This is a genomic window from Brachybacterium rhamnosum (genome assembly GCF_039526185.1).
In the GTDB taxonomy this organism is placed as follows: domain Bacteria; phylum Actinomycetota; class Actinomycetes; order Actinomycetales; family Dermabacteraceae; genus Brachybacterium; species Brachybacterium rhamnosum.
The window spans coordinates 1,738,537-1,756,638 of the sequence record NZ_BAAAIS010000002.1 but is presented as its reverse complement, the minus strand read 5'-3'; the positions used below and the strand labels follow the sequence as shown (position 1 = coordinate 1,756,638).

General features: G+C 73.8%; 21 protein-coding genes. 4 read left to right on the top strand and 17 right to left on the bottom strand.

The genetic code is table 11. The features are described from left to right. Positions 1–3: 3 nt before the first annotated feature. The 5 genes from ABD080_RS10020 to infC all read right to left on the bottom strand — a co-directional run bounded on the left by ABD080_RS10020 (position 4) and on the right by infC (position 4,259). Positions 4–2,097 carry a bifunctional copper resistance protein CopD/cytochrome c oxidase assembly protein gene (locus ABD080_RS10020; protein WP_343904594.1) on the bottom strand — a complete coding sequence of 698 codons (2,094 nt, stop codon included), beginning with the start codon at positions 2,095–2,097 and terminating at the stop codon, positions 4–6. 16 nt (positions 2,098–2,113) lie between these two features. Continuing rightward, complete coding sequence (locus ABD080_RS10015; RefSeq protein ID WP_343904592.1) at positions 2,114–3,004, bottom strand: TrmH family RNA methyltransferase; 891 nt, start codon at positions 3,002–3,004, stop codon at positions 2,114–2,116. A 10-nt stretch (positions 3,005–3,014) separates the two neighbouring features. Beyond that, entirely contained in the window at positions 3,015–3,395 is a 381-nt protein-coding gene (gene rplT / locus ABD080_RS10010) for a 50S ribosomal protein L20 (RefSeq protein WP_137770281.1), read from the bottom strand. A gap of 62 nt (positions 3,396–3,457) precedes the next feature. Continuing rightward, positions 3,458–3,652 carry a 50S ribosomal protein L35 gene (rpmI, locus tag ABD080_RS10005; protein ID WP_137770280.1) on the bottom strand — a complete coding sequence of 65 codons (195 nt, stop codon included), beginning with the start codon at positions 3,650–3,652 and terminating at the stop codon, positions 3,458–3,460. A gap of 25 nt (positions 3,653–3,677) precedes the next feature. Next, complete coding sequence (gene infC, locus ABD080_RS10000; RefSeq protein WP_240811294.1) at positions 3,678–4,259, bottom strand: translation initiation factor IF-3; 582 nt, start codon at positions 4,257–4,259, stop codon at positions 3,678–3,680. 388 nt (positions 4,260–4,647) lie between these two features. On the opposite strand from infC, the gene ABD080_RS09995 reads away from it, so the two are divergent. After that, on the top strand, positions 4,648–5,487 hold the full coding sequence (locus ABD080_RS09995) for a DUF4352 domain-containing protein (RefSeq protein WP_343904590.1): 840 nt from the start codon (positions 4,648–4,650) through the stop codon (positions 5,485–5,487). A gap of 70 nt (positions 5,488–5,557) precedes the next feature. After that, positions 5,558–5,926, top strand: a complete 369-nt coding sequence (locus ABD080_RS09990) for a DUF1844 domain-containing protein (protein ID WP_343904588.1) — start codon at positions 5,558–5,560, stop codon at positions 5,924–5,926. Positions 5,927–5,941: 15 nt separating this feature from the next. Here ABD080_RS09990 and ABD080_RS09985 read toward each other — a convergent pair whose 3' ends face one another. From ABD080_RS09985 to ABD080_RS09950, 8 genes are all read right to left on the bottom strand, one after another. After that, a complete protein-coding gene (locus ABD080_RS09985) occupies positions 5,942–7,270 on the bottom strand; it encodes an MFS transporter (RefSeq protein ID WP_343904586.1) in 1,329 nt (442 codons plus the stop codon). Beyond that, positions 7,271–8,086 carry an SseB family protein gene (locus ABD080_RS09980; protein WP_343904584.1) on the bottom strand — a complete coding sequence of 272 codons (816 nt, stop codon included), beginning with the start codon at positions 8,084–8,086 and terminating at the stop codon, positions 7,271–7,273. Then, complete coding sequence (gene priA, locus ABD080_RS09975) at positions 8,083–8,817, bottom strand: bifunctional 1-(5-phosphoribosyl)-5-((5-phosphoribosylamino)methylideneamino)imidazole-4-carboxamide isomerase/phosphoribosylanthranilate isomerase PriA (RefSeq protein WP_137770274.1); 735 nt, start codon at positions 8,815–8,817, stop codon at positions 8,083–8,085. The genes ABD080_RS09980 and priA overlap by 4 nt, the downstream gene beginning before the upstream one ends. A 61-nt stretch (positions 8,818–8,878) precedes the next feature. Next, positions 8,879–9,037, bottom strand: a complete 159-nt coding sequence (locus tag ABD080_RS09970) for a hypothetical protein (protein WP_168198061.1) — start codon at positions 9,035–9,037, stop codon at positions 8,879–8,881. Beyond that, positions 9,034–9,708: an imidazole glycerol phosphate synthase subunit HisH gene (gene hisH / locus ABD080_RS09965; protein WP_343904581.1), complete on the bottom strand. Its 675-nt coding sequence runs from the start codon at positions 9,706–9,708 to the stop codon at positions 9,034–9,036. Before hisH ends, ABD080_RS09970 begins: the two co-directional genes overlap by 4 nt. Beyond that, complete coding sequence (locus ABD080_RS09960; protein WP_343904579.1) at positions 9,708–10,313, bottom strand: hypothetical protein; 606 nt, start codon at positions 10,311–10,313, stop codon at positions 9,708–9,710. Before ABD080_RS09960 ends, hisH begins: the two co-directional genes overlap by 1 nt. Then, positions 10,310–10,930, bottom strand: coding sequence for an imidazoleglycerol-phosphate dehydratase HisB (hisB, locus tag ABD080_RS09955; RefSeq protein ID WP_343904577.1), 621 nt, complete (start codon positions 10,928–10,930; stop codon positions 10,310–10,312). The genes ABD080_RS09960 and hisB overlap by 4 nt, the downstream gene beginning before the upstream one ends. Then, positions 10,927–12,099, bottom strand: coding sequence for a histidinol-phosphate transaminase (locus ABD080_RS09950; protein ID WP_343904575.1), 1,173 nt, complete (start codon positions 12,097–12,099; stop codon positions 10,927–10,929). Before ABD080_RS09950 ends, hisB begins: the two co-directional genes overlap by 4 nt. Before the next feature lie 138 nt (positions 12,100–12,237). On the opposite strand from ABD080_RS09950, the gene ABD080_RS09945 reads away from it, so the two are divergent. Beyond that, complete coding sequence (locus tag ABD080_RS09945) at positions 12,238–12,630, top strand: DUF3054 domain-containing protein (RefSeq protein WP_137770269.1); 393 nt, start codon at positions 12,238–12,240, stop codon at positions 12,628–12,630. 8 nt (positions 12,631–12,638) lie between these two features. Further along, on the top strand, positions 12,639–13,142 hold the full coding sequence (locus ABD080_RS09940; RefSeq protein ID WP_137770268.1) for a hypothetical protein: 504 nt from the start codon (positions 12,639–12,641) through the stop codon (positions 13,140–13,142). 30 nt (positions 13,143–13,172) lie between these two features. Here the strand turns inward: ABD080_RS09940 and ABD080_RS09935 are convergent, their stop codons facing one another. The 4 genes from ABD080_RS09935 to ABD080_RS09920 form a co-directional block, all read right to left on the bottom strand. Then, positions 13,173–14,693: a glucoamylase family protein gene (locus tag ABD080_RS09935; protein WP_343904676.1), complete on the bottom strand. Its 1,521-nt coding sequence runs from the start codon at positions 14,691–14,693 to the stop codon at positions 13,173–13,175. 284 nt (positions 14,694–14,977) lie between these two features. Continuing rightward, entirely contained in the window at positions 14,978–15,796 is an 819-nt protein-coding gene (locus tag ABD080_RS09930; RefSeq protein WP_137770267.1) for a carbohydrate ABC transporter permease, read from the bottom strand. Next, the gene (locus ABD080_RS09925; protein WP_137770266.1) at positions 15,796–16,731 is read right to left on the bottom strand and encodes a carbohydrate ABC transporter permease; all 936 of its coding nucleotides are present in this window, start codon (positions 16,729–16,731) and stop codon (positions 15,796–15,798) included. The genes ABD080_RS09930 and ABD080_RS09925 overlap by 1 nt, the downstream gene beginning before the upstream one ends. Before the next feature lies 1 nt (position 16,732). After that, a complete protein-coding gene (locus ABD080_RS09920) occupies positions 16,733–18,019 on the bottom strand; it encodes a sugar ABC transporter substrate-binding protein (protein WP_343904572.1) in 1,287 nt (428 codons plus the stop codon). Positions 18,020–18,102 lie beyond the last annotated feature (83 nt).

The window sequence follows — 18,102 nt, the reverse complement described above, 5'->3', positions numbered from 1 at the left end:
CGCTCAGCTCCCGGCGCCCGTCCCGGGCCCGCCGTCCTCCCGCGCGGAGGCGGCCAGGTCGGGGGCGGGCGCCGTCGCGTCGGCCTGGTCCCCGTCGGACGGGGCCCCGCCCTGGAGCCCCGCGAGGTACGCGTTGTACGCGGCGAGCTCGGCGCCGCCGTCGCGCTCGGCCTTGCGGTCGTACTGCCGGGCGCGGCGGTCCTCCGAACGGATCCACTGGAGCACCATGAGGATCGCGTAGAGCACCGTCGGGATCTCGGAGACGGCCCACATGATCGAGGCGCCGCGGGCCTGGATCAGCTCGAGCTGCGCGGGCGCGTAGAGCCCCAGCTCGGTGTACCAGTCCTGCGCCACGATCCAGGTCGCCGAGTACAGGGCGATGCCGAAGAAGGCGTGGAAGGCGAGGGTGACGAGCAGCGTGATGAGCTTGAGGACCGGGTTGATCGGCTTCTGCGCCGGGTCCACGCCGATGAGCACCCAGGCGAAGAGGTACCCGGCGAGCAGGAAGTGCACGGTCATCGCGACGTGGCCCACGTGGGTGCGCATCGACAGCTCGAACAGCGGGGTGAAGTAGAAGACGACGAGCGAGCCGGCGAAGAGCAGCCCGGCCACGGGCGGGCTCGAGACGATGCGCGAGTACCCGGAGTGGAGCGCCGCGAGCACCCACTCGCGCAGGCCGCGGGAGCCGTCGGTGCGGGGCGCGACGGCGCGGGAGAGCAGCGTGACCGGGCCGCCGAGCACCCACAGCGGCGGCACGATCATCATCATCGCCATGTGCTGGACCATGTGCGCGTCGAAGCGGTAGCGGCCCCACGCGGCGGCGCCCCCGTTCATCACCCACACGAGGGCGAGGCAGCCGGCAAGCCAGAGCGCGGTGCGCAGCAGCGGCCAGGAGTCGCCGCGGCGGCGCAGGCGCACGACACCCGCGAGGTAGAGCCCGGCCATCGCGGCGGCGATGATGACGCTGCCCCAGTCCGGGTGCCAGACGGTGACCAGGGCGGCCGGGTCCAGGGGCGTGGTGGGCGGCAGGTAGCCCACGAGCGCGAGGCGGAGCAGGTCGCCGACGAGCGGGACGGTCTGCGGGACGGGCGGGGCGGTGCGGCCCAGCGCGATCGACGCCCCGATGACGACGGCGAGCATGACGCCCTCGGTGAGGGCGAGGTGGCGGAACCGCAGCCGCTCCCCCAGGCGCCGCCGCTGGGCGGCGCCGAGGGCGGCGAGCCCCATGAGCAGCACCGTCTTCAGCAGCAGCACGCGACCGTAGGCCGTGGTGAGCAGCTCGCCGGGCCCGTCGAGCCGGATCGAGGCGTTGACCAGGCCGCTGAGGGCGAGCACGACCACCGCAGCGAGCGCCCACGGGGAGAAGCGGCGCACGACGACGGCGAGCTCGGCGTCCGGCAGCCTCGGCGCGATCAGGGCGATCGCGAGCAGGCCGCCGGCCCACACCGAGACGCCGAGGAGGTGCAGCACCATCGCGTTGACGGCGTTGGTGTGGTCCAGGCTCGCCCCGGCATGACCCTCGAGGCCGACGGCGGCGACGCCGAGGCCCGCGGCCGCGAGCGCCCAGGCGGCGCCGACGGTGCTGCGGGCGAGCAGCCCGAGGAAGGCCGAGAACCCGGCGAGGATCGCGACGGCGAGCTGGATCCGGCCGAGGTCCGCGCCGAGCGCGATCTGCCAGACGTCGAGATCGGTCCCCGCGCCGGCCGCCTCGAGACCGCCGAGAGGGACGAGGGCGAGGGCGGAGAGGGCCCACAGGCCGGCGCCGGCGGCGGCGAGGCGCACGGTCCGGCCGCGGCCGCCGCCCAGGGAGCGCACCTCGGCGCGGGAGGGCCCGGGATGCAGGAGCACGGCGGTCCCGCCGGCGCCCACCGCGAGCAGCAGGCCCAGGTGGTGCAGGCCGCGCACGGCGGGGATCCCCCAGGTGACCAGGCCCGAGGCCGGGACGAGGGAGTTCGGCGCGGCGGCGCCGGTCGCGATGATCCCCAGCAGGGCCACGGCGATCGTCAGAGCGAGCAGGACCGGAACCGCGAGCGGAGTGGGGAGGGTGCGGCCGCCGTCGCGGTTGCGGGGCGAGGCTGCGGCGGGGTTCGGGCTCATCGGGCTGTGGGCGCCTTCATCGGGTTCGGCGGCGGAGGGTCTCGAAGAGGCACACCGTCGCGGCGGTGTGCACGTTGAGCGATTCGGCGTGACCGGCCAGCGGGATCCGCACGGCGAGCGGGGCGGCGGCGAGGGTGGCCTCGTCGAGCCCGCGGGCCTCGTTGCCGAGGATCCAGGCGATCCGCTCGGGCAGCTCCGCCTCGAACAGGTCCGTGCTCGCGTAGCCGCTCGTCGCGGCGGCGGTGATCCCCCGGCCGGCGAGGGCGTCCAGCAGGGCGGGGGCCACGGCGCCGGCGATCACGGGGAGGTGGAAGGTGCTGCCGACGGCGGCGCGGACGGCCTTCGGGGAGTACGGGTCCGCGCTCGTGCGGGTGAGCAGCACGAGGTCCGCGCCGGCGGCGTCTGCCGTGCGCAGCAGGGTGCCGACGTTCCCGGGGTCCCGCACCTCGTGCAGGACGACCGCGGTGAGCGGCCCCTCGGCGGGCAGCGCGGCGATCGCGGCGAGGGCCGCGCCGGCGCTCTCCTCGGGGAGGCGGGCCACGGCGATCGCGCCCTGGGGCGAGACGGCGCCCGCGGCACCGCTCTCGGGGCGGTCCTGGCCCTCCCCGCCGCCGGGCTCGCGGGTCATGGCACGGATGAGCGTCTCGTCGACCTCGCGGGTCGGGACACCGGCCTCCGCGGCGAGCCGCGCCAGCTCGGGATGGTCCTCGGCGGCGCGGGCGGTGAGGAAGAGCTCGAGCGCGAGCTCCGGGCGCTCGGCGAGCAGGGAGCGGACGGCCTGGGGGCCCTCGACGCGGAGGTGCCCCTGCTTGCGACGCGCGGAGCGCCCGGACAGTGCCGCGATCCGCCGCACCCGCTCGGAGCGGGGCGAGGTGATCGGGGACTGGTCCGGGCGCTCGGGGTTCACGCTGGTGGAGTCAGGCCGCGGGGGCGTTGACGTCCTCGGGCAGCGCGCCCTTGGCGACCTCGACGAGCGCGGCGAAGGCCGGCGCGTCGTTCACGGCGAGCTCGGCGAGCATGCGGCGGTCGACCTCGACACCCGCGAGCCCGAGGCCCTGGATGAAGCGGTTGTAGGTCATGCCGTTCGCACGGGCCGCAGCGTTGATGCGCTGGATCCAGAGCTGGCGGAAGTTGCCCTTGTTCTTCTTGCGGTCGCGGAAGTTGTAGGTCTGCGAGTGCAGGACCTGCTCCTTCGCCTTGCGGTACAGGCGCGAGCGCTGACCGCGGTAGCCGCTGGCCTGCTCGAGGATTTCCCGACGCTTCTTATGGGCGTTGACCGCCCGCTTCACGCGTGCCACGTGATTCTCCTTCGCTGGTATGTGAGTTCAGTGCTGCGGGAACTCTCCTCCCGCGAGGAGGTTCAGCGGCCGAGCAGCTTCTTCATGCGCTTGACGTCCGCCTTGGCCACATCGGTGTCGTTCCCGAGACGGCGCTTGCGGGTCGAGCTCTTGTGCTCGAGGAGGTGGCGAGCGTTCGCCTTCTCCCGCATGAGCTTGCCGGAGCCGGTGACGCGGATGCGCTTCTTGGTGCCCGAGTGGGTCTTGTTCTTCGGCATGGTGCCTTGTCTCCTTCGTGCTGTCTCAGGACTCGTCGCCGGTGGGCGCGACGTCCTCGGCAGGCGCCTCGGCCTGCTTCGACGAGTTGCTCTCGGCCTTCTCGGCGTCGGTGCGACGCTTGCGCGCCTCGGCCATCGCCTGGGCCTTCTTCTTGTGGGGTCCGAGGACCATCACCATCGTGCGGCCGTCCTGTCGCGGGTGCGACTCGACGAAACCGAGCTCGGCGACGTCCTCCGCCATGCGACCGAGCAGCTTGATGCCCATCTCCGGTCGGGACTGCTCACGACCGCGGAAACGGATCATGACCTTGACCTTGTCGCCACCGTTGAGGAACTTCTCGACGTTGCGACGCTTGGTCTCGTAGTCGTGCTTGTCGATCTTCAGGCCCATCCGGATTTCCTTCTGGACGGTGTTGGCCTGGTTCTTCCGCGACTCGCGGGCCTTCATGTTGGCTTCGTACTTGAACTTGCCGTAATCCATGAGCCGCGCAACAGGCGGATTGGCGCCCTGGGCGACCTCCACCAGATCCAGATCGGCTTCCTGGGCGAGTCGCAGGGCGTCCTCGACGCGGACGATCCCGACCTGCTCGCCGTTGGGGCCGACCAGGAGGACCTTGGGGACCTTGATCTGACCGTTGATGCGCTGTTCGCTGATGGTGGCTCCTCACCTCGGTGTCGACACGGAACATGAGAAAAGGGCCCCCGCTCCTGCGGAGGCCCCGACACCATGGCGCGTGAACGCCGGCCGACCCGTGAGGGCCGGTCTGGTACTGACCCGGTGACGGTCGCCCGGCGCATTGCGCTCGGGACGGTGGCCACGAGGTGGGAGGGACTCCACTTGAGGACTGCCCGGCCCCTCCATCCCGAAAGGGACGGACAGACCGAAGACATGTTCCGGTCGTCTATCCTAGCAGGGCAGAGCGCCGCGTCCAGGGGGTCCTGGGTGATGTGCATCGCGCAGGGGGACGCCCGCGCCGCGAGGACGAGGAGCACCGGTGGACACCACGGACCATGATCCCACGCCCGGGGAGGACGCCGGCGCGGCACCCCACAGATACGACTACGGCTCCGACGACGCCTCCGGCAGCTCCGAGGCCCCCGGCGCCGCTGATGCCCCTGCGGTCGACTCCCCCGCCGATGGCGCCGCGGAGCCGCCCGCCCCGACCTCCCCGCGCGCCGTGCTGCGCCCCGTGCCCGAAGGGTTCCCCGCGCCCGCCGTCGCCCCGCTCCGCTCCCACCGCGCCCCCGCCCTCCCCGTCGCCGACGAGCCCGCCCCCCGCTCCGGCCGCGGCCTCCGGATCGCCGCGATCGCCGTCGCCGCCGTGCTCCTGCTCGCGGTGCTGACCGGCGGCGGGATCCTCGCCGTTCGCGCCCTGACCGGCGGCGGGGAGGACGCGGCGACCGCGAGCGCCGACCCGGCCGCGAGCGCCGCGGCGACGGGGACGGTCGCCCTGGGCCCCGCGACCTTCCGCGAGGTCTCCACCGAGGTCGGCGTGCGCTCCGTGGGCGACGCCTCCGGCCGGATCGAGCCCGAGGGCGAGTTCGTCGTCGTGACCGTCGAGATGACGAACGACGGCGAGGCCCCGCTCCTGGTGAGCTCCGGCGGTGGCACCATGGAGCTGGTCTCCGCCGCGGGCGACCGCTACCCCGTCTCCGAGGAGGCGAACCGGGCGCTCGTCGCGGATTCCGAGGCCTTCGGCACGGTGGGCGCGGGCGAGACCGCCGTCTACCACGGCGTCTTCGACGTCCCCGCGGGCACCGAGCCCACCGGGCTCGACCTCGCCTTCTCCTCGGCCCCCGAGGTGGGCAGGGGCACGCTGCCGCTCGGCGGCTGAGCCCCGATCCCCCACCCCACCCGATCCACGTCCGACCCTCGCTTCCGCCGCCGTCCCCGAAAGGACCCCCATGACCGAGCAGCAGCACCCCACCCCCGAGGACGAGCTCGCCGCACAGGCGCTGCGCGACATCGCCGACGTCGCCGCCGTCGAGATCATCACGAGCTCCTGCGTGCACCTCATGAGCGCCGCCGCGGTGAAGGTCGGGCTCGGCGAGGACGAGGAGGAGGCCGGCCACAAGGACCTCTCCGAGGCCCGCAAGCTCATCACCGCGCTCGCCGGGCTCGTCGTCGCGGCGGCTCCCGAGATCGGCAACGAGCACGCCCGCTCCCTGCGCGACGGTCTGCGCTCGCTGCAGCTCGCCTTCGCCGAGGCACTGCCCTTCCCCGATGCGCCGGGCGAGGCCCCGGGCGAGAAGTGGACCGGCCGGGTCTCCTGACCCCGCCCCACCGCCTCAGCCGGCGGCGGCCTCCCAGCGACCCCGTCGCCGGGAGCGCCGCACCCGCCGGGCGAGCAGCGCTGCGAGCGCGACGAGGAGCGCGACCGCTCCCGCGGCGCCCACGCCCCAGGCCGGGCCGGCCCCGTCGATGACGGCCCCCACCACGGGGGAGCCCGCGGCGGCGCCGACGGTCATCGCGGTGCCGTGCCAGCCCATCGCCTCCCCGCGCACGGCCTCCGGCACGAGCTGCGCGATCGCCTCTCCCGTCGCCGTGATCATGGGGGCGATGAACAGCCCCGCGAGGGTGATCGTCACCGCGAGCAGGAGCAGGTCCCCCGAGGCGGTGACGGCGACCGGGAGCGAGAGCGCCCCGAGGCCCAGCAGCACCCACAGCGGGTCCAGCCCGCGGCTCATCGCTCCGTAGACGAGGCCGCCCACGAGGCTGCCCGCGCACCACAGCGCCATCATCCCGGCGATCCTCGCGGCGAGGCCACGCTCGTCGAGGATCGCGACGATCGAGAGGTCCGTCGCGGTGAGGACGAGGGAGCCCGTCGCGGTCGCGAGCAGCACCGACAGTCCCCCGGCCGTGAGCAGGGCGCGGCGTGCGGCGGTCTTCCCGGGGTCGCCCTGTCCCGGGGCGATCACCGGGATCTGGCCCGTGCGCAGGTCCTCCGCGACCCGGCGCTCGGCGAGCAGCTCCTGCTGGGCGAGGACGGCGCCCTCCGCAGCCTCGAGCGGGGCCGGCAGCCGCGCGGGCAGCATGAGCTGGTCGCTCCGGGTGGGCGGGTTCGTCACGGCCATGCCGATGCCGGCGAGGGCGACGAGGACGCCGACGACCACGAGGCTCGCCCGGGTGCCCGCGGCGAGCGCGGCGAGGGTCACGGCGGCCGGGCCGATCATGAACACCAGCTCGGTGAACACCGAGTCGAGGGCGAAGGCGCTGCGGCGCAGCGTCGCCGGCACGAGGACGGACAGCGAGGTGCGGACGATCGACCAGACCGGGAGCCCGAACAGCCCGCCGATCAGCGCGAGCACGAGCACCGCCTCGAAGGGGGCGAAGGCCATGGCGACCACGGCGACGGACTGCACGAGGATCGAGGGCAGCACGGCCCGGCGCAGGCCCTTGGTGTCCACGAGCCGGCCGCGCCACGGGGAGGAGATCGCGGTGCCGATCGTCGTCGCCGTGACGACGAGGCCCGCCTCGAGGTAGGAGCGGTCCAGGGTGCGCACGCAGTGGAGGGTCAGCAGCAGGCCCAGCGTGGAGAAGGGGATGCGGGCGAGGAACCCGAGCAGGAGCACGCCCGCCACGCCGGGCGCCGCGAGCACCCGGCGATAGGCGTCCATCTACCGTCCCAGGGCCAGGGTGAGCGAGGAGATCCGTTCCGCGACGAGGGTCGAGGCCCCCAGGCGTGCGGAGAGTTCGGTGACGACCGCCTGCACGCCGTCCCGGTCCAGGCCGTCCTCGAGCCGCACCCGGAGCACGACCTCAGTGCGCTCCCCCGGGGTCGCGGCGAGCGCGAGCACGGAGGGGACGGCGGCCGCGATCGCGTCGAGCTCGGCCGCGAGCTCGGGATCCTCGTGGGGCGGGATCCACGTGCGGCCCTGGGCGAGCGCCCACAGCACGGAGCGCGGCAGCGGGATCGGCCCGCCGTCGTCCTCGGGAGCCGAGGCGTCCAGCAGCAGCGACGTGCAGCCCTCCTGGACCGCGGCCTGCGCGGCCTGGGCGGCGAGCACGGGCACGGGCCGGGCCTCACGGCGCCAGGCGGAGAGCGCCGCGGCGGAGGTGAAGACGGGCAGCACGCGGGAGCCGTCCGGCGCGGTGAGCGAGACCATGGCCATGTCCGCGCCGTTGTCCCCGGTGAGGCCGTGGGCGGTCTCGCCCTCCTCGGTCGCGACGGCCATGATCGGCACGAGCAGCCGGGAGCCGGCGATCGCGGCGACCAGCGCACGCCGGTGCGGGTCCTGCCCCGCGCGGTGCGCGGCGAGGGCGGCGGCGACGTCGGCCGGGGTGGAGCCGTCGTCCCCCGGGAAGGGGCTCACGGTGTAGTCGCGGCCCTTCCAGGGGACCCCGGCGGTGTCGGTGAGCGGGGACTTCTCGACGAAGTGGGCCGGGAGGTCCCGGCGGCTGGGGCTCCGCGCGGGGTCCTGGGGGGAGGTCACGCCCGCCCCGCGACGTCGAGCGCCTCGGGCAGGGTGAAGGCGCCGGCGTAGAGGGCCTTGCCGACGATCGCCCCTTCGACGCCGTCGGCGACGAGCCCGCGCAGCGCCTCGAGGTCCGCGAGGGAGGAGATGCCGCCGGAGGCGACGACCTTCGCCTCGGTGCGGGAGCAGACCTCGCGCAGCAGGTCGACGTTGGGCCCCTGGAGGGTGCCGTCCTTGGTGACGTCGGTGACGACGTAGCGCTGGCAGCCGGCGGCGTCGAGGCGCTCGAGGGTCTCCCAGAGGTCGCCGCCGTCGCGAGTCCAGCCGCGGGCGGCGAGGGTCGTGCCGCGCACGTCGAGGCCGACGGCGATGCGGTCGCCGTGCTCGGCGAGGATCTCCGCGGTCCAGTCCGGGTTCTCGAGGGCCGCGGTGCCGAGGTTCACGCGGCGGCAGCCGGTCGCGAGGGCCGCGGCGAGCGACTCGTCGTCCCGGATGCCGCCGGAGAGCTCGACGTTCATGTCCACGGCGGCGACGACCTCCGCGAGCAGCGAGGCGTTGCTGCCGCGGCCGAAGGCGGCGTCGAGGTCCACGAGGTGGAGCCAGCGGGCGCCGCCCTCCTGGAAGCCGAGCGCGGCCTCGAGCGGGGCGCCGTAGGCGGTCTCGGAGCCGGCCTCGCCCTGGACCAGGCGCACGGCCTGGCCTCCCTGCACGTCGACGGCGGGGAGGAGTTCGAGCACGGGAGCGGTCATGAGGGGTGTCTCCTGGTCAGGACTGTGGGGGTGAGGAACGGTGGGGCGGCAGGGGCGGCGGTCAGCCGGTCTGGATGCGCCAGATCGAGACGCCCAGGCACACCAGGCCCACCACCGCGAGGGCGATGACGGACCACAGCGGCTTCTTCGAGCGGAGGAAGGACCAGGCGCCGCCGAGCAGCAGGCCGCCCGCGAAGAGCATGAGGAAGGCGAGGATCACGGGGCGGTCCCCTCGTCCCCGGCCCCGCGGCGCGGGAGGGCCGCGAGCCAGTTGCGCAGCAGGCGCGCGCCCGCCGCGCCGGACTTCTCGGGGTGGAACTGGGTCGCGGTGAGCGCGCCGTTCTCGACGGCGGCGACGAAGCGGTCGCCGCCGTGCTCCGCCCAGGTCACCAGCGGCGGGGTCAGGGGGCCGATGCTGTCGAGCTCCCAGCTGCGGGCCGCGTAGGAGTGCACGAAGTAGAAGCGCTCCTCGGCGACGCCGTCGAACAGGACGGAGCCCTCGGGGCTCTCGACGGTGTTCCAGCCCATGTGCGGGACGATCTCCGCCTCGAGCCGGGTGACCTCGCCGGGCCACTGGTCCAGGCCCTTGCTGCGCACCCCGTGCTCGGTGCCGGCGGCGAACATGATCTGCAGGCCCACGCAGATGCCGAGCACCGGCAGGCCGCCCGCGAGGCGGCGCTCGACGATCCGGTCGCCGCCCACGGCGAGCACCTGATCCATGGTCGCCGCGTAGGCGCCCACGCCGGGGACGACGAGGCCGTCGGCTGCGAGGGCCGCCTCGCGGTCCGCGGTGAGCTGCACGTGCGCATCGGCGGCCTCGAGGGCGCGCACCACGGAGCGCACGTTGCCGGAGCCGTGGTCGAGGACCACGACCTCAGGAACGGTCGTCATCAGCGCTTCTTCTTCGAGATCCAGGAGAGCGCCTCGTTGCGCGTGAGCGTCGAGGGGTCGATGCCCTCGCCGAGCTCGTCGAGGGTGAGGGCGCCCAGCAGCAGCTGCTCGACCTCGTCCGCGACGGCGCCGAGCACGATCGCGGGCGAGACGTCCTCGCCGCGCTCCCCCGCCTTGTAGCGGGTCGCGGTCATGCGGTCCCCGCGGCGCCAGAAGAGCACCAGGCCGGTGCGCTGCAGGGCGGTGGAGGTGATCGCGGCGAGGTCGTGGGCGGGCTGCTCCTTGAGCTCGCCCACGGCGATCGCGCCGGTCTCGGTGTCGAGGGTGCGGGTGCCGCCGGGGATGTCGATCCCGTCGGTGCGGGCCTCGCGGCCCAGGCGGATCGCGCCCGCGAGCGCCTTCGCGGAGGCGACGGAGGTCGCGACCACGGCGATCGCGGGCTCCTCCTCGGCGGACTCGGCGAGCACGTCGTCGACGGTCAGCGGCTCGTCGCCGAGGCCGAGGCCCGCGGTGAGCCGCGCGAACTCGGCGTCGATGTCGTGGGAGCCGTCGCCGGAGGGGTTCTCCTCGGGCTGCTGGGGGTCGGGTCGGTCGGCGGTGGTCACAGGGCTCCCTTCGTGGAGGGGACGTCGAGGACGCGGTCGTCGAAGGCACAGGCCGCGCGGAGCGCACGGGCGAGTGCCTTGAACTGGGCCTCCACGACATGGTGGGGATCGCGGCCGGCGAGCACGCGCACGTGCAGGCAGATCGCGGCGTGGTGGGCGATGGACTCGAGCACGTGGCGGGTCAGCGAGCCGGTGAAGTGGCCGCCGATGAGGTGCAGGGCCTGGGCCTCGCTCTCCCCGGTGTGCACGCAGTAGGGGCGGCCGGAGAGGTCCACGACGGCCTGCGCGAGCGCCTCGTCGAGCGGGACCATCGCGTCGCCGAAGCGGGCGATGCCCTTCTTGTCGCCGAGCGCCTCGCGCAGCGCCTGGCCCAGCACGATCGCCGTGTCCTCGACGGTGTGGTGCACGTCGATGTGGGTGTCGCCGGTGGCGCGCACGGTGAGGTCGAAGCGCGCGTGGGTGCCGAGCGCGGTGAGCATGTGGTCGAAGAAGGGCACGGAGGTGGACACGTCCACCTGGCCGGTGCCGTCGAGGTCGAGGCTCAGCTCGATGCTCGACTCGCGGGTGGTGCGGGTGATGCTCGCGGTGCGCGCGGGACGCGCGGGGGCGGTGGTCATCGGGGGTCTGCCTCCTCGAGGGCGGTGCGGAATGCGGCGTTGTCCTCCGGGGTGCCGATCGAGACCCGGAGCCAGGGCTGCGGCCCCACCTCGCGGATCAGCACGTCGCGATCGAGCAGCGCCTGCCACACCGCGTGGCGGTCCGCGGCGGTGCGCAGGAGGGGCTGGAAGAAGATGAAGTTGGCGTCCGACGGGGCGACGACGTGGCCGCGCTCCGCGAGATGGGCGGCGAGCACGTCCCGCTCCTCCCGCAGCGTCGCCACCTGGGAGAGCAGCTCCTCGCGGTGGGCGAGGGCGGTGCGGGCGACGGCCTGGGTGACGGCGGAGAGGTGGTAGGGCAGGCGCACGATCCGCACGCCGTCCACGATCGCGGGATCCGCGACGAGGTAGCCGATCCGGCCGCCGGCGAGCGCGAAGGCCTTCGACATGGTGCGGGTGACGACGAGGTTCGCGAACTCGGGCAGCAGCTCGAGGGCGCTCGGGACGCCGTCGCGGCGGAACTCCCCGTAGGCCTCGTCGACGACGAGCAGCCCGCCCGCGGCGAGCATGGCCTCCGCGGCGGCGCGCACGACGGCGGGGTCGAGGGCGGTGCCGGTGGGGTTGTTGGGGCTCGTGAGCACGAGGATCTGCGGCCGGTTCTCGGCGATCGCCGCGGTGACCTGCGCGGCGGTGAGGGCGAAGTCCGGGGCGGGGCCGCGCTCCGCGGTGACCCAGCGGGTGAAGGTGTCCCGCGCGTACTCGGGGTACATCGAGTAGTGCGGGGTGAAGCCGAGAGCCGTGCGCCCGGGCCCGCCGTAGGCGAGCAGCAGCTGGTGCATGACCTCGTTGGAGCCGTTCGCGGCCCACACGGCCTCCGCCGGCGGGGCGGGGATGCCGGACTCGGCGGCGAGATAGGCCGCGAGGTCCTCGCGCAGGGCCGTGAACTCGCGGTCCGGGTAGCGGTGCAGGCCCGCGGCGGCCTCGGCGACCGCGGCGCCCATGTCCGCGGCGAGCGCGGCCGAGGGCCCGAAGGGGTTCTCGTTGACGTTTAGCAGATGGGCCACGTCGATCTGGGGAGCGCCGTAGGGCTCCTCCCCCGCGAGGTCGTCGCGTCGCGCCGGGATGCCGGGGCGCGCCGTGCTGGAGAGGGACGCAGGCACGGCCTGGTCCTGAGGGGTGTCGACGGGCATGGCTCCATGGTAGAGGTCCACCGGCCGTGCGGAGGGGGTCGTCCGGGCCCCGTCGCCGCCGCGCGATGCGGCACGTCCCACACCGTGCGGGGCCCTCCGTCCCCGTCCCCGCACCGGGCACGTGGCTACCCTGGGGGGATGTTCCGCTCCTTCGGTGCCCTGGTGGCCGATCTCCTCGTGATCCTGCTGTTCGTGGCGATCGGTCTGTTCCAGCACGACCTCTCGCTCTCCATGGAGAACATCGCCCAGGTGGGCTGGCCCTACGCGCTGGGCACCCTGCTGGGGCACCTCGTGCTGCGGGCCTGGCGGCACCCGTTCCGGCTGTGGCCGCACGGCGTGATGATCTGGGCGATCACGATCGTCACCGCGATGGCCGTGCGCACCCTCTTCGGGGCGGGCACCGAGGTGTCCTTCGTGATCGTCTCCGCCATCTTCACCGGGGTGCTCATGCTCGGCTGGCGCGCCGTCGCCCTGTGGGCGACCCGCGCCGAGCGCCGCCCCGCCCCCGTGGAGCCCGAGCCCACCGCCTGAGGCGCCCCGTGCTGCACGGCGAGTTCTGCGTCGACACCGGCGACACGCGCCGCGATCGCGCCCTGTCTCCCGAGGAGGTGGACGAGGGCGGTCACGGGATCATCGCCTTCCCCGCCGTCACCGCCGCGGCGGTCGACGCGACCACGACGGTGACCGTCGAGGACGACCCCGCCGGGGTCGAGCTCGACGTCACCGGCCGGAACGAGCTCGCCCGGCTGTGGCTGCTCTCGCCGTCCCTCACCCTCGGCCGCGGCGCGCTCGTCACGACGCTCCGCGACGAGGGCGAGCACGAGGCCGCCCCGCACGGCACCCCCGGCCCGCCGTGGCGGTGCCACCGCTGGGTCGTGGACGTCGATCCGGCCTCCGTCACCGGACCGCCGCTGCACCTCCCGCCGGAGGAGGCCGCGGCGAGCCGGCCCGCGCAGGGCGACCGCGTCCTGCTCACCGTCGACCGCCGGGAGGACGGCGCGGCGCGGCGGATCACGATCGACCTGCGGGTCCTCGGCGGCTGAGAGGCGCCACGACCCCACAGCGGGGCGAGGTCAGCCCGCTGCGCCGAAGCGCTCCTGCGCGATGACGGGTCGCAGCGCCTCCTCGACGGCGGGCGTCCCGAACCAGTCGTGGAGGATCCCGCCGAGCAGCACGTTGCCGAGCGCCCCCATGATCATCGACTGGTCCAGGGAGAGGTGCCGCTCCGCGCGCACGCCCGTGTCCACGGCAACGGCGTCGTGGAAGCCGCCCTCCCCGTAGGCGCCGAGCTCCGTCTCGATCCGGGAGAGGTTCGCGAAGGCGGCCTCGGGCTCGTACTGGAGGGCCAGCGCCGCGGCGTGCGGGGTGACGACCCCGTCGAGGCCGCGGGGATAGTCCTCGCCGGCGTGCCAGTCGGTGCCGGCGGCGTCGGAGAAGTAGCCGGTGGGGTTCAGCCCGAGCGCGTCGACGCCGTACTCGCGGTACCCGGCGTGCGGTTCGGAGCACGGGGAGAAGCCCCAGTAGCCGTAGCCGGCCTCGTCGAGCGCGTGCTCGCGCTGGGCGCGCACGTGGAGCGGGTGGTTCACGCCCCAGCTGTCCGGGGCCCACTCCGCCTCGGGGACGAAGAGATCCGGCATGAGCTCCTCGAACATGGAGCCGCCCCAGCCCGGCACGACGTGCATGCCGCGGTAGGGGTGCGCGCCCTCGAAGACGTCGACGCCCTCGTACGTGGCCCACTCTCCGACCGGCGCCGTCTCGGGCCAGGTCCAGTCCGGCGGGAAGGTGCGGAAGGTCGTGAAGTAGACGCCGGCGGGGAGCTGCCCCGCGGCGATCCCGAGGTAGGTGACCATGCGCGCCTCGGAGACGGCCGTGTCGTAGTGGTGGGTCGCGTGGTACCAGACGTCCTCGCCGCCCACGCCGTTCCAGGGGGCGGAGGCGGTGACGCCGTCCCGGGACGGGTCCTCGAGCCAGAACCCGCCGACGACCTGCCCGGGCTGCGCCTCGACCTCGCGGTCCAGGAACACGTCCCAGCGCATGGCGTCGGTGAGCGCGCGGGCGGCGCGACGGTTCGAGGGGTCCGCCTCGGCGACGACGTGCAGGGCGGCTCCCAGCCAGCCCATGTCGACGCTCGAGACGAAGGGGACGACCACGTCGCCGGAGCCGGGCCAGGTGCGCAGGATCGACCCGTCGGCCTCGTCGTACCAGTTGACGTACATGCCCGACGGCTCGTGGCGCTCCATCGCGGCGAGGGTGCGCAGCGTGCGGGCGACGCGGCGGCGGGACTCGCCGGGGGTGATGAGTCCCAGCTCGCGGGCCACGAGCGTGGACCACAGCAGGCCGCCGATGTTCGTGGGCGAGGTGTAGCCGGAGCCGGTGGCGAGGTCCGCGCCGATGTTGTCCGCGGCGAGGCCGGTGCCGGGGTGGGTCATGGCGTCGAGGGAGCGCCAGGTGTCCGCGGCCCAGCGGCGCAGGGTCCGCTCCTGCTCCTCCGCGCGGGGGGCGGCCGGTGCCGCGGGTGCGGGGGGAGCGGCCGAGGCGGGCGCCGCGGCGACGAGGGCTCCCCCGGCGCCGAGCAGCGGGACGGCGCCGAGCATGCCCCGGCGGGTGAGGCGCCCGGGGGCGGCGTGGGCGCGCTCGGAACGGCCCGGTCCGGGCGCGGCGCGGTCGGTGCCCTGCCAGGGGAAGGCGGGGCGGCGGTCGGGGCGGGGGGATGCGGCGTGCACGGGGTGCTCCTTCGACGTCGTCGTCTGGGGTGGTGCACCGGCGGGTCCTGCTGCCGGAGGGGACGGACGGTCGCCCGGGGCCGGACGACCGGGTGCCGGCCCGGGGGCCGACGACCGGGGCCGACGGGGACGGGGTCCCCGTCGGCCCCGGGGGGTCACTTGATGCCGGTCGTGGCGATGCCCTGGATGAAGTGACGCTGGAAGAAGAGGAAGACCACGAGGATCGGCAGCACGATGAGCGTGGCGCCCGCGAGCAGCAGCCCGTAGTCCGTCTCGTTCTGACCGGTCGAGATGAGGGCGAGGGCGACGGGCAGGGTGTACGTGCTCTCCGAGGAGGAGACCACGAGGGGCCACAGGAAGTTGTTCCAGGAGCCCAGGAACGTGAGGATCCCGAGGGTCGCGAAGGCGGGGCCCGCGAGCGGGAGGTAGATCCGGAAGAAGATCGCGATCTCCCCCACGCCGTCGATCCGTCCCGCCTCGAGCAGCTCGCGCGGGATGCCGAGGAAGAACTGGCGCATGAGGAACACGCTGAACGGCTGCACGAGGAACGGCAGGATCAGCGCAGGGATCGTGTTGGCGAGCCCCATGTTCACCACGAGCACGTACTGCGGGATGAAGGTGACGAGTCCCGGGATCATGAGGCACGCGAGCACGATGCCGAAGAGGATCCGCTTGCCCGGGAAGCGCAGGTGCGCGAGGGCGTAGCCGAACATCGAGCTGAGCACGAGGTTGCCGGCGGTGACGACCACGGCGACGACGGCGGAGTTGGTGAAGTAGCGCCCGAAGGGCCGCTCGAACAGGCGGCGGAAGTTGTCCAGCGTGGGCTGCTCGGGCCACCAGGTGGGCGGGGTGCGCAGCAGCTCCCCCTGGGTCTTGAGGCTGCCGAGGATCATCCACACGAAGGGCGTGATGACCAGGAGCAGGAAGACGGTGAGGACGATGTACGTCAGGACGGGGCGGCGACGTTCGATCATCACTTCTCCCTCATGAGGCGGAACTGGACGAGGGTGACGATCGCGATGACGAGGAAGGTCAGGTACGCCATGGCGCCCGCGACCCCGTAGTTGCCGAAGCCGAACTGGCTGTAGGTGTACATCGAGGCGGAGATCGTCGAGTTGAGCGGCCCGCCGTTCGTCATGACGAAGGGCTCCTCGAAGAACTGCAGGTAGCCGATCGACGTCGTCACGAGCACGAAGAGCAGCGTGGGGCGGATCGAGGGGACCGTGATGCTGCGGAAGCGCTGCCAGGCGTTCGCGCCGTCGAGCGCGGCGGCCTCGTGGAGCTGGCGGTCCACGGCCTGCAGGCCCGCGAGGAAGATGACCATCGAGGTGCCGAAGTTGCGCCACACCGCCATGATCACCAGCGAGAGCAGCGCGGTGCGCTGGTCGCCGAGCCAGTGCAGGCCGTCGATCCCGACCCAGCCGAGCACGGTGTTGACGAGGCCGTTCTCGGGCTGGAGGAGGAAGCGCCAGACCACGGCGACCGCGACGATCGAGGTGATGACGGGGGTGTAGAAGCCGACCCGGAACACGGCCCGGAGCTTCCCGACGCCCTTGTCCAGGGCGATCGCGGCGGCGAGCCCGGCGATGATCGTCAGCGGCACGCCGAGCAGCACGAAGACGGCGGTGTTGAGGGCCGCGCGGCGGAACACCGGGTCCTCGAAGGCGGTGAGGTAGTTCTGCAGGCCCACGAAGTTCACGGCGAAGGGGCTGCGGATGTCGGAGATCCGCATGTCCGTGAAGGACATGATCATCGACTGCAGCACCGGCCAGGCCGTGAACACGAGGAAGAGGACCACGAAAGGCAGGGCCAGCAGCAGCCCGGCCCGGGCCTCCGCACCGCCGCGGCGCGAGCGGCGGCGGGCGGGGGCGGAGGCGGAGGCCGGCGCCGGCGCGGTGGAGCTCGTCATCTCAGGCCCCGGTGCCGATGCCCTGGGCCTCGGACTGGGTGGTCGCCAGCGCGTCCGCGGGGGCGAGGCCGTTCTTGCAGACCTCCTCGATCTGCGCGTCGAACTTCGCGGCGACCTGTTCCCAGGTGCCGATGACGGGCGGGGCGAGGGCGGTGTCGAGCTGCTTCCGGAACACCTCGAACTTCTCGTTCGCGGCGACGGCCTTGTCCTCCCAGCCCTTCTGGAGGGAGGGGAGGTCCGTGGAGAGGCCGAACCACTCGACCTGCACCTCGGGGGTGGAGAGGTGCTGGACGAGCTTCCAGGCGGCGTCGCGGTTCTTCGTGCCCTGGAAGACGCCGAGGTTCGCGCCGCCGAGGAAGCTCGCGCTGGTCTCCTTCTGCGGCATGACGAAGACGCCGTACTTGTCGGCGAAGCCGCCCCCGCCGAGCGCCTCGACGGCGCTCATCATCCACGGGCCGGAGATGAACATGGGGACCGAGCCGGAGACGAAGTCCTGCTCGGTGACGCCGTCCGCCGGGGCGGGGTTGGCGACCTTCTCGGTGAAGTAGGACTGGTAGTAGGCGAGCGCCTCCTCGTTGGGGGCGGACTCGAAGGTGAACGCGGTGCTGGCCTCGTCGACGACGTTGCCGCCGTTCGACCAGATGAGCGGCATGAGGCTCTGCCAGGATCCCTGGCCACCGGGCTGGAGGGCGATGCCCCAGGTGGCGTCGGCCTTCTGCTGGAAGGCCTGGGCGAGGGCGAGCAGGCCCTCCCAGTCGGTGGGCGGCTCGGTGATGCCGGCCTTCTCGGCGAGGTCCTTGCGGTAGAAGACGACGCGGGTCTCGACGTACCAGGGCACCCCGTAGACGGTGCCGTCGACGGTGACGGAGTCGATCGCGCCGGCGAAGTAGTCGTCGGTCGCGATCTCGGAGGGGGTGGGCTCGAGGGCGTCCAGGCCCACGAACTCGGCCATCCAGGTGGAGCCCACCTGGGCGACGTCGGGGGCGGTGCCGGCGGCGATCGCGGAGGTGAACTTGTCGTGCGCGCTGTCCCAGGGCACGGGGGTGACCTCGACGGTGACGTCGGGGTTCTGCTCCTGGAAGCCCTTGAGCAGCTCGGGGAGCTTCTCGCCCTCGGCGCCCATGGCCCAGACGGTGAGGCTGCCGGTCGCGGGACCGTCGACGAGGGGCTCGGCGCTCGCGGAGGCGCCGGCGGAGGTGCCGGCGTCGGGCCGGCCGCAGGAGGCGGCGAGGGCGGCGGTGGCGGTGACGCCGAGGCCGGTGAACGCGCGGCGGGAGAGGCGATCCATGGTGACTCCTTCGTCCGGGGCGCCGTCGGGAGGGGCCCGCGGCGCCGGCGCCTCACGTATGGAAGCGCTTACATCAATCGGCA

Coding starts and splice junctions, on each gene's coding strand:
- ABD080_RS10020 (WP_343904594.1), bottom strand. CDS start 2,097: ATGAGCCCGAACCCCGCCGCAGCCTCGCCCCGCAACCGCGACGGCGGC.
- rpmI (WP_137770280.1), bottom strand. CDS start 3,652: ATGCCGAAGAACAAGACCCACTCGGGCACCAAGAAGCGCATCCGCGTC.
- ABD080_RS09990 (WP_343904588.1), top strand. CDS start 5,558: ATGACCGAGCAGCAGCACCCCACCCCCGAGGACGAGCTCGCCGCACAG.
- ABD080_RS09985 (WP_343904586.1), bottom strand. CDS start 7,270: ATGGACGCCTATCGCCGGGTGCTCGCGGCGCCCGGCGTGGCGGGCGTG.
- priA (WP_137770274.1), bottom strand. CDS start 8,817: ATGACCGCTCCCGTGCTCGAACTCCTCCCCGCCGTCGACGTGCAGGGA.
- hisH (WP_343904581.1), bottom strand. CDS start 9,708: ATGACGACCGTTCCTGAGGTCGTGGTCCTCGACCACGGCTCCGGCAAC.
- hisB (WP_343904577.1), bottom strand. CDS start 10,930: ATGACCACCGCCCCCGCGCGTCCCGCGCGCACCGCGAGCATCACCCGC.
- ABD080_RS09950 (WP_343904575.1), bottom strand. CDS start 12,099: ATGCCCGTCGACACCCCTCAGGACCAGGCCGTGCCTGCGTCCCTCTCC.
- ABD080_RS09945 (WP_137770269.1), top strand. CDS start 12,238: ATGTTCCGCTCCTTCGGTGCCCTGGTGGCCGATCTCCTCGTGATCCTG.
- ABD080_RS09935 (WP_343904676.1), bottom strand. CDS start 14,693: ATGCTCGGCGCCGTCCCGCTGCTCGGCGCCGGGGGAGCCCTCGTCGCC.
- ABD080_RS09930 (WP_137770267.1), bottom strand. CDS start 15,796: ATGATCGAACGTCGCCGCCCCGTCCTGACGTACATCGTCCTCACCGTC.
- ABD080_RS09925 (WP_137770266.1), bottom strand. CDS start 16,731: ATGACGAGCTCCACCGCGCCGGCGCCGGCCTCCGCCTCCGCCCCCGCC.
- ABD080_RS09920 (WP_343904572.1), bottom strand. CDS start 18,019: ATGGATCGCCTCTCCCGCCGCGCGTTCACCGGCCTCGGCGTCACCGCC.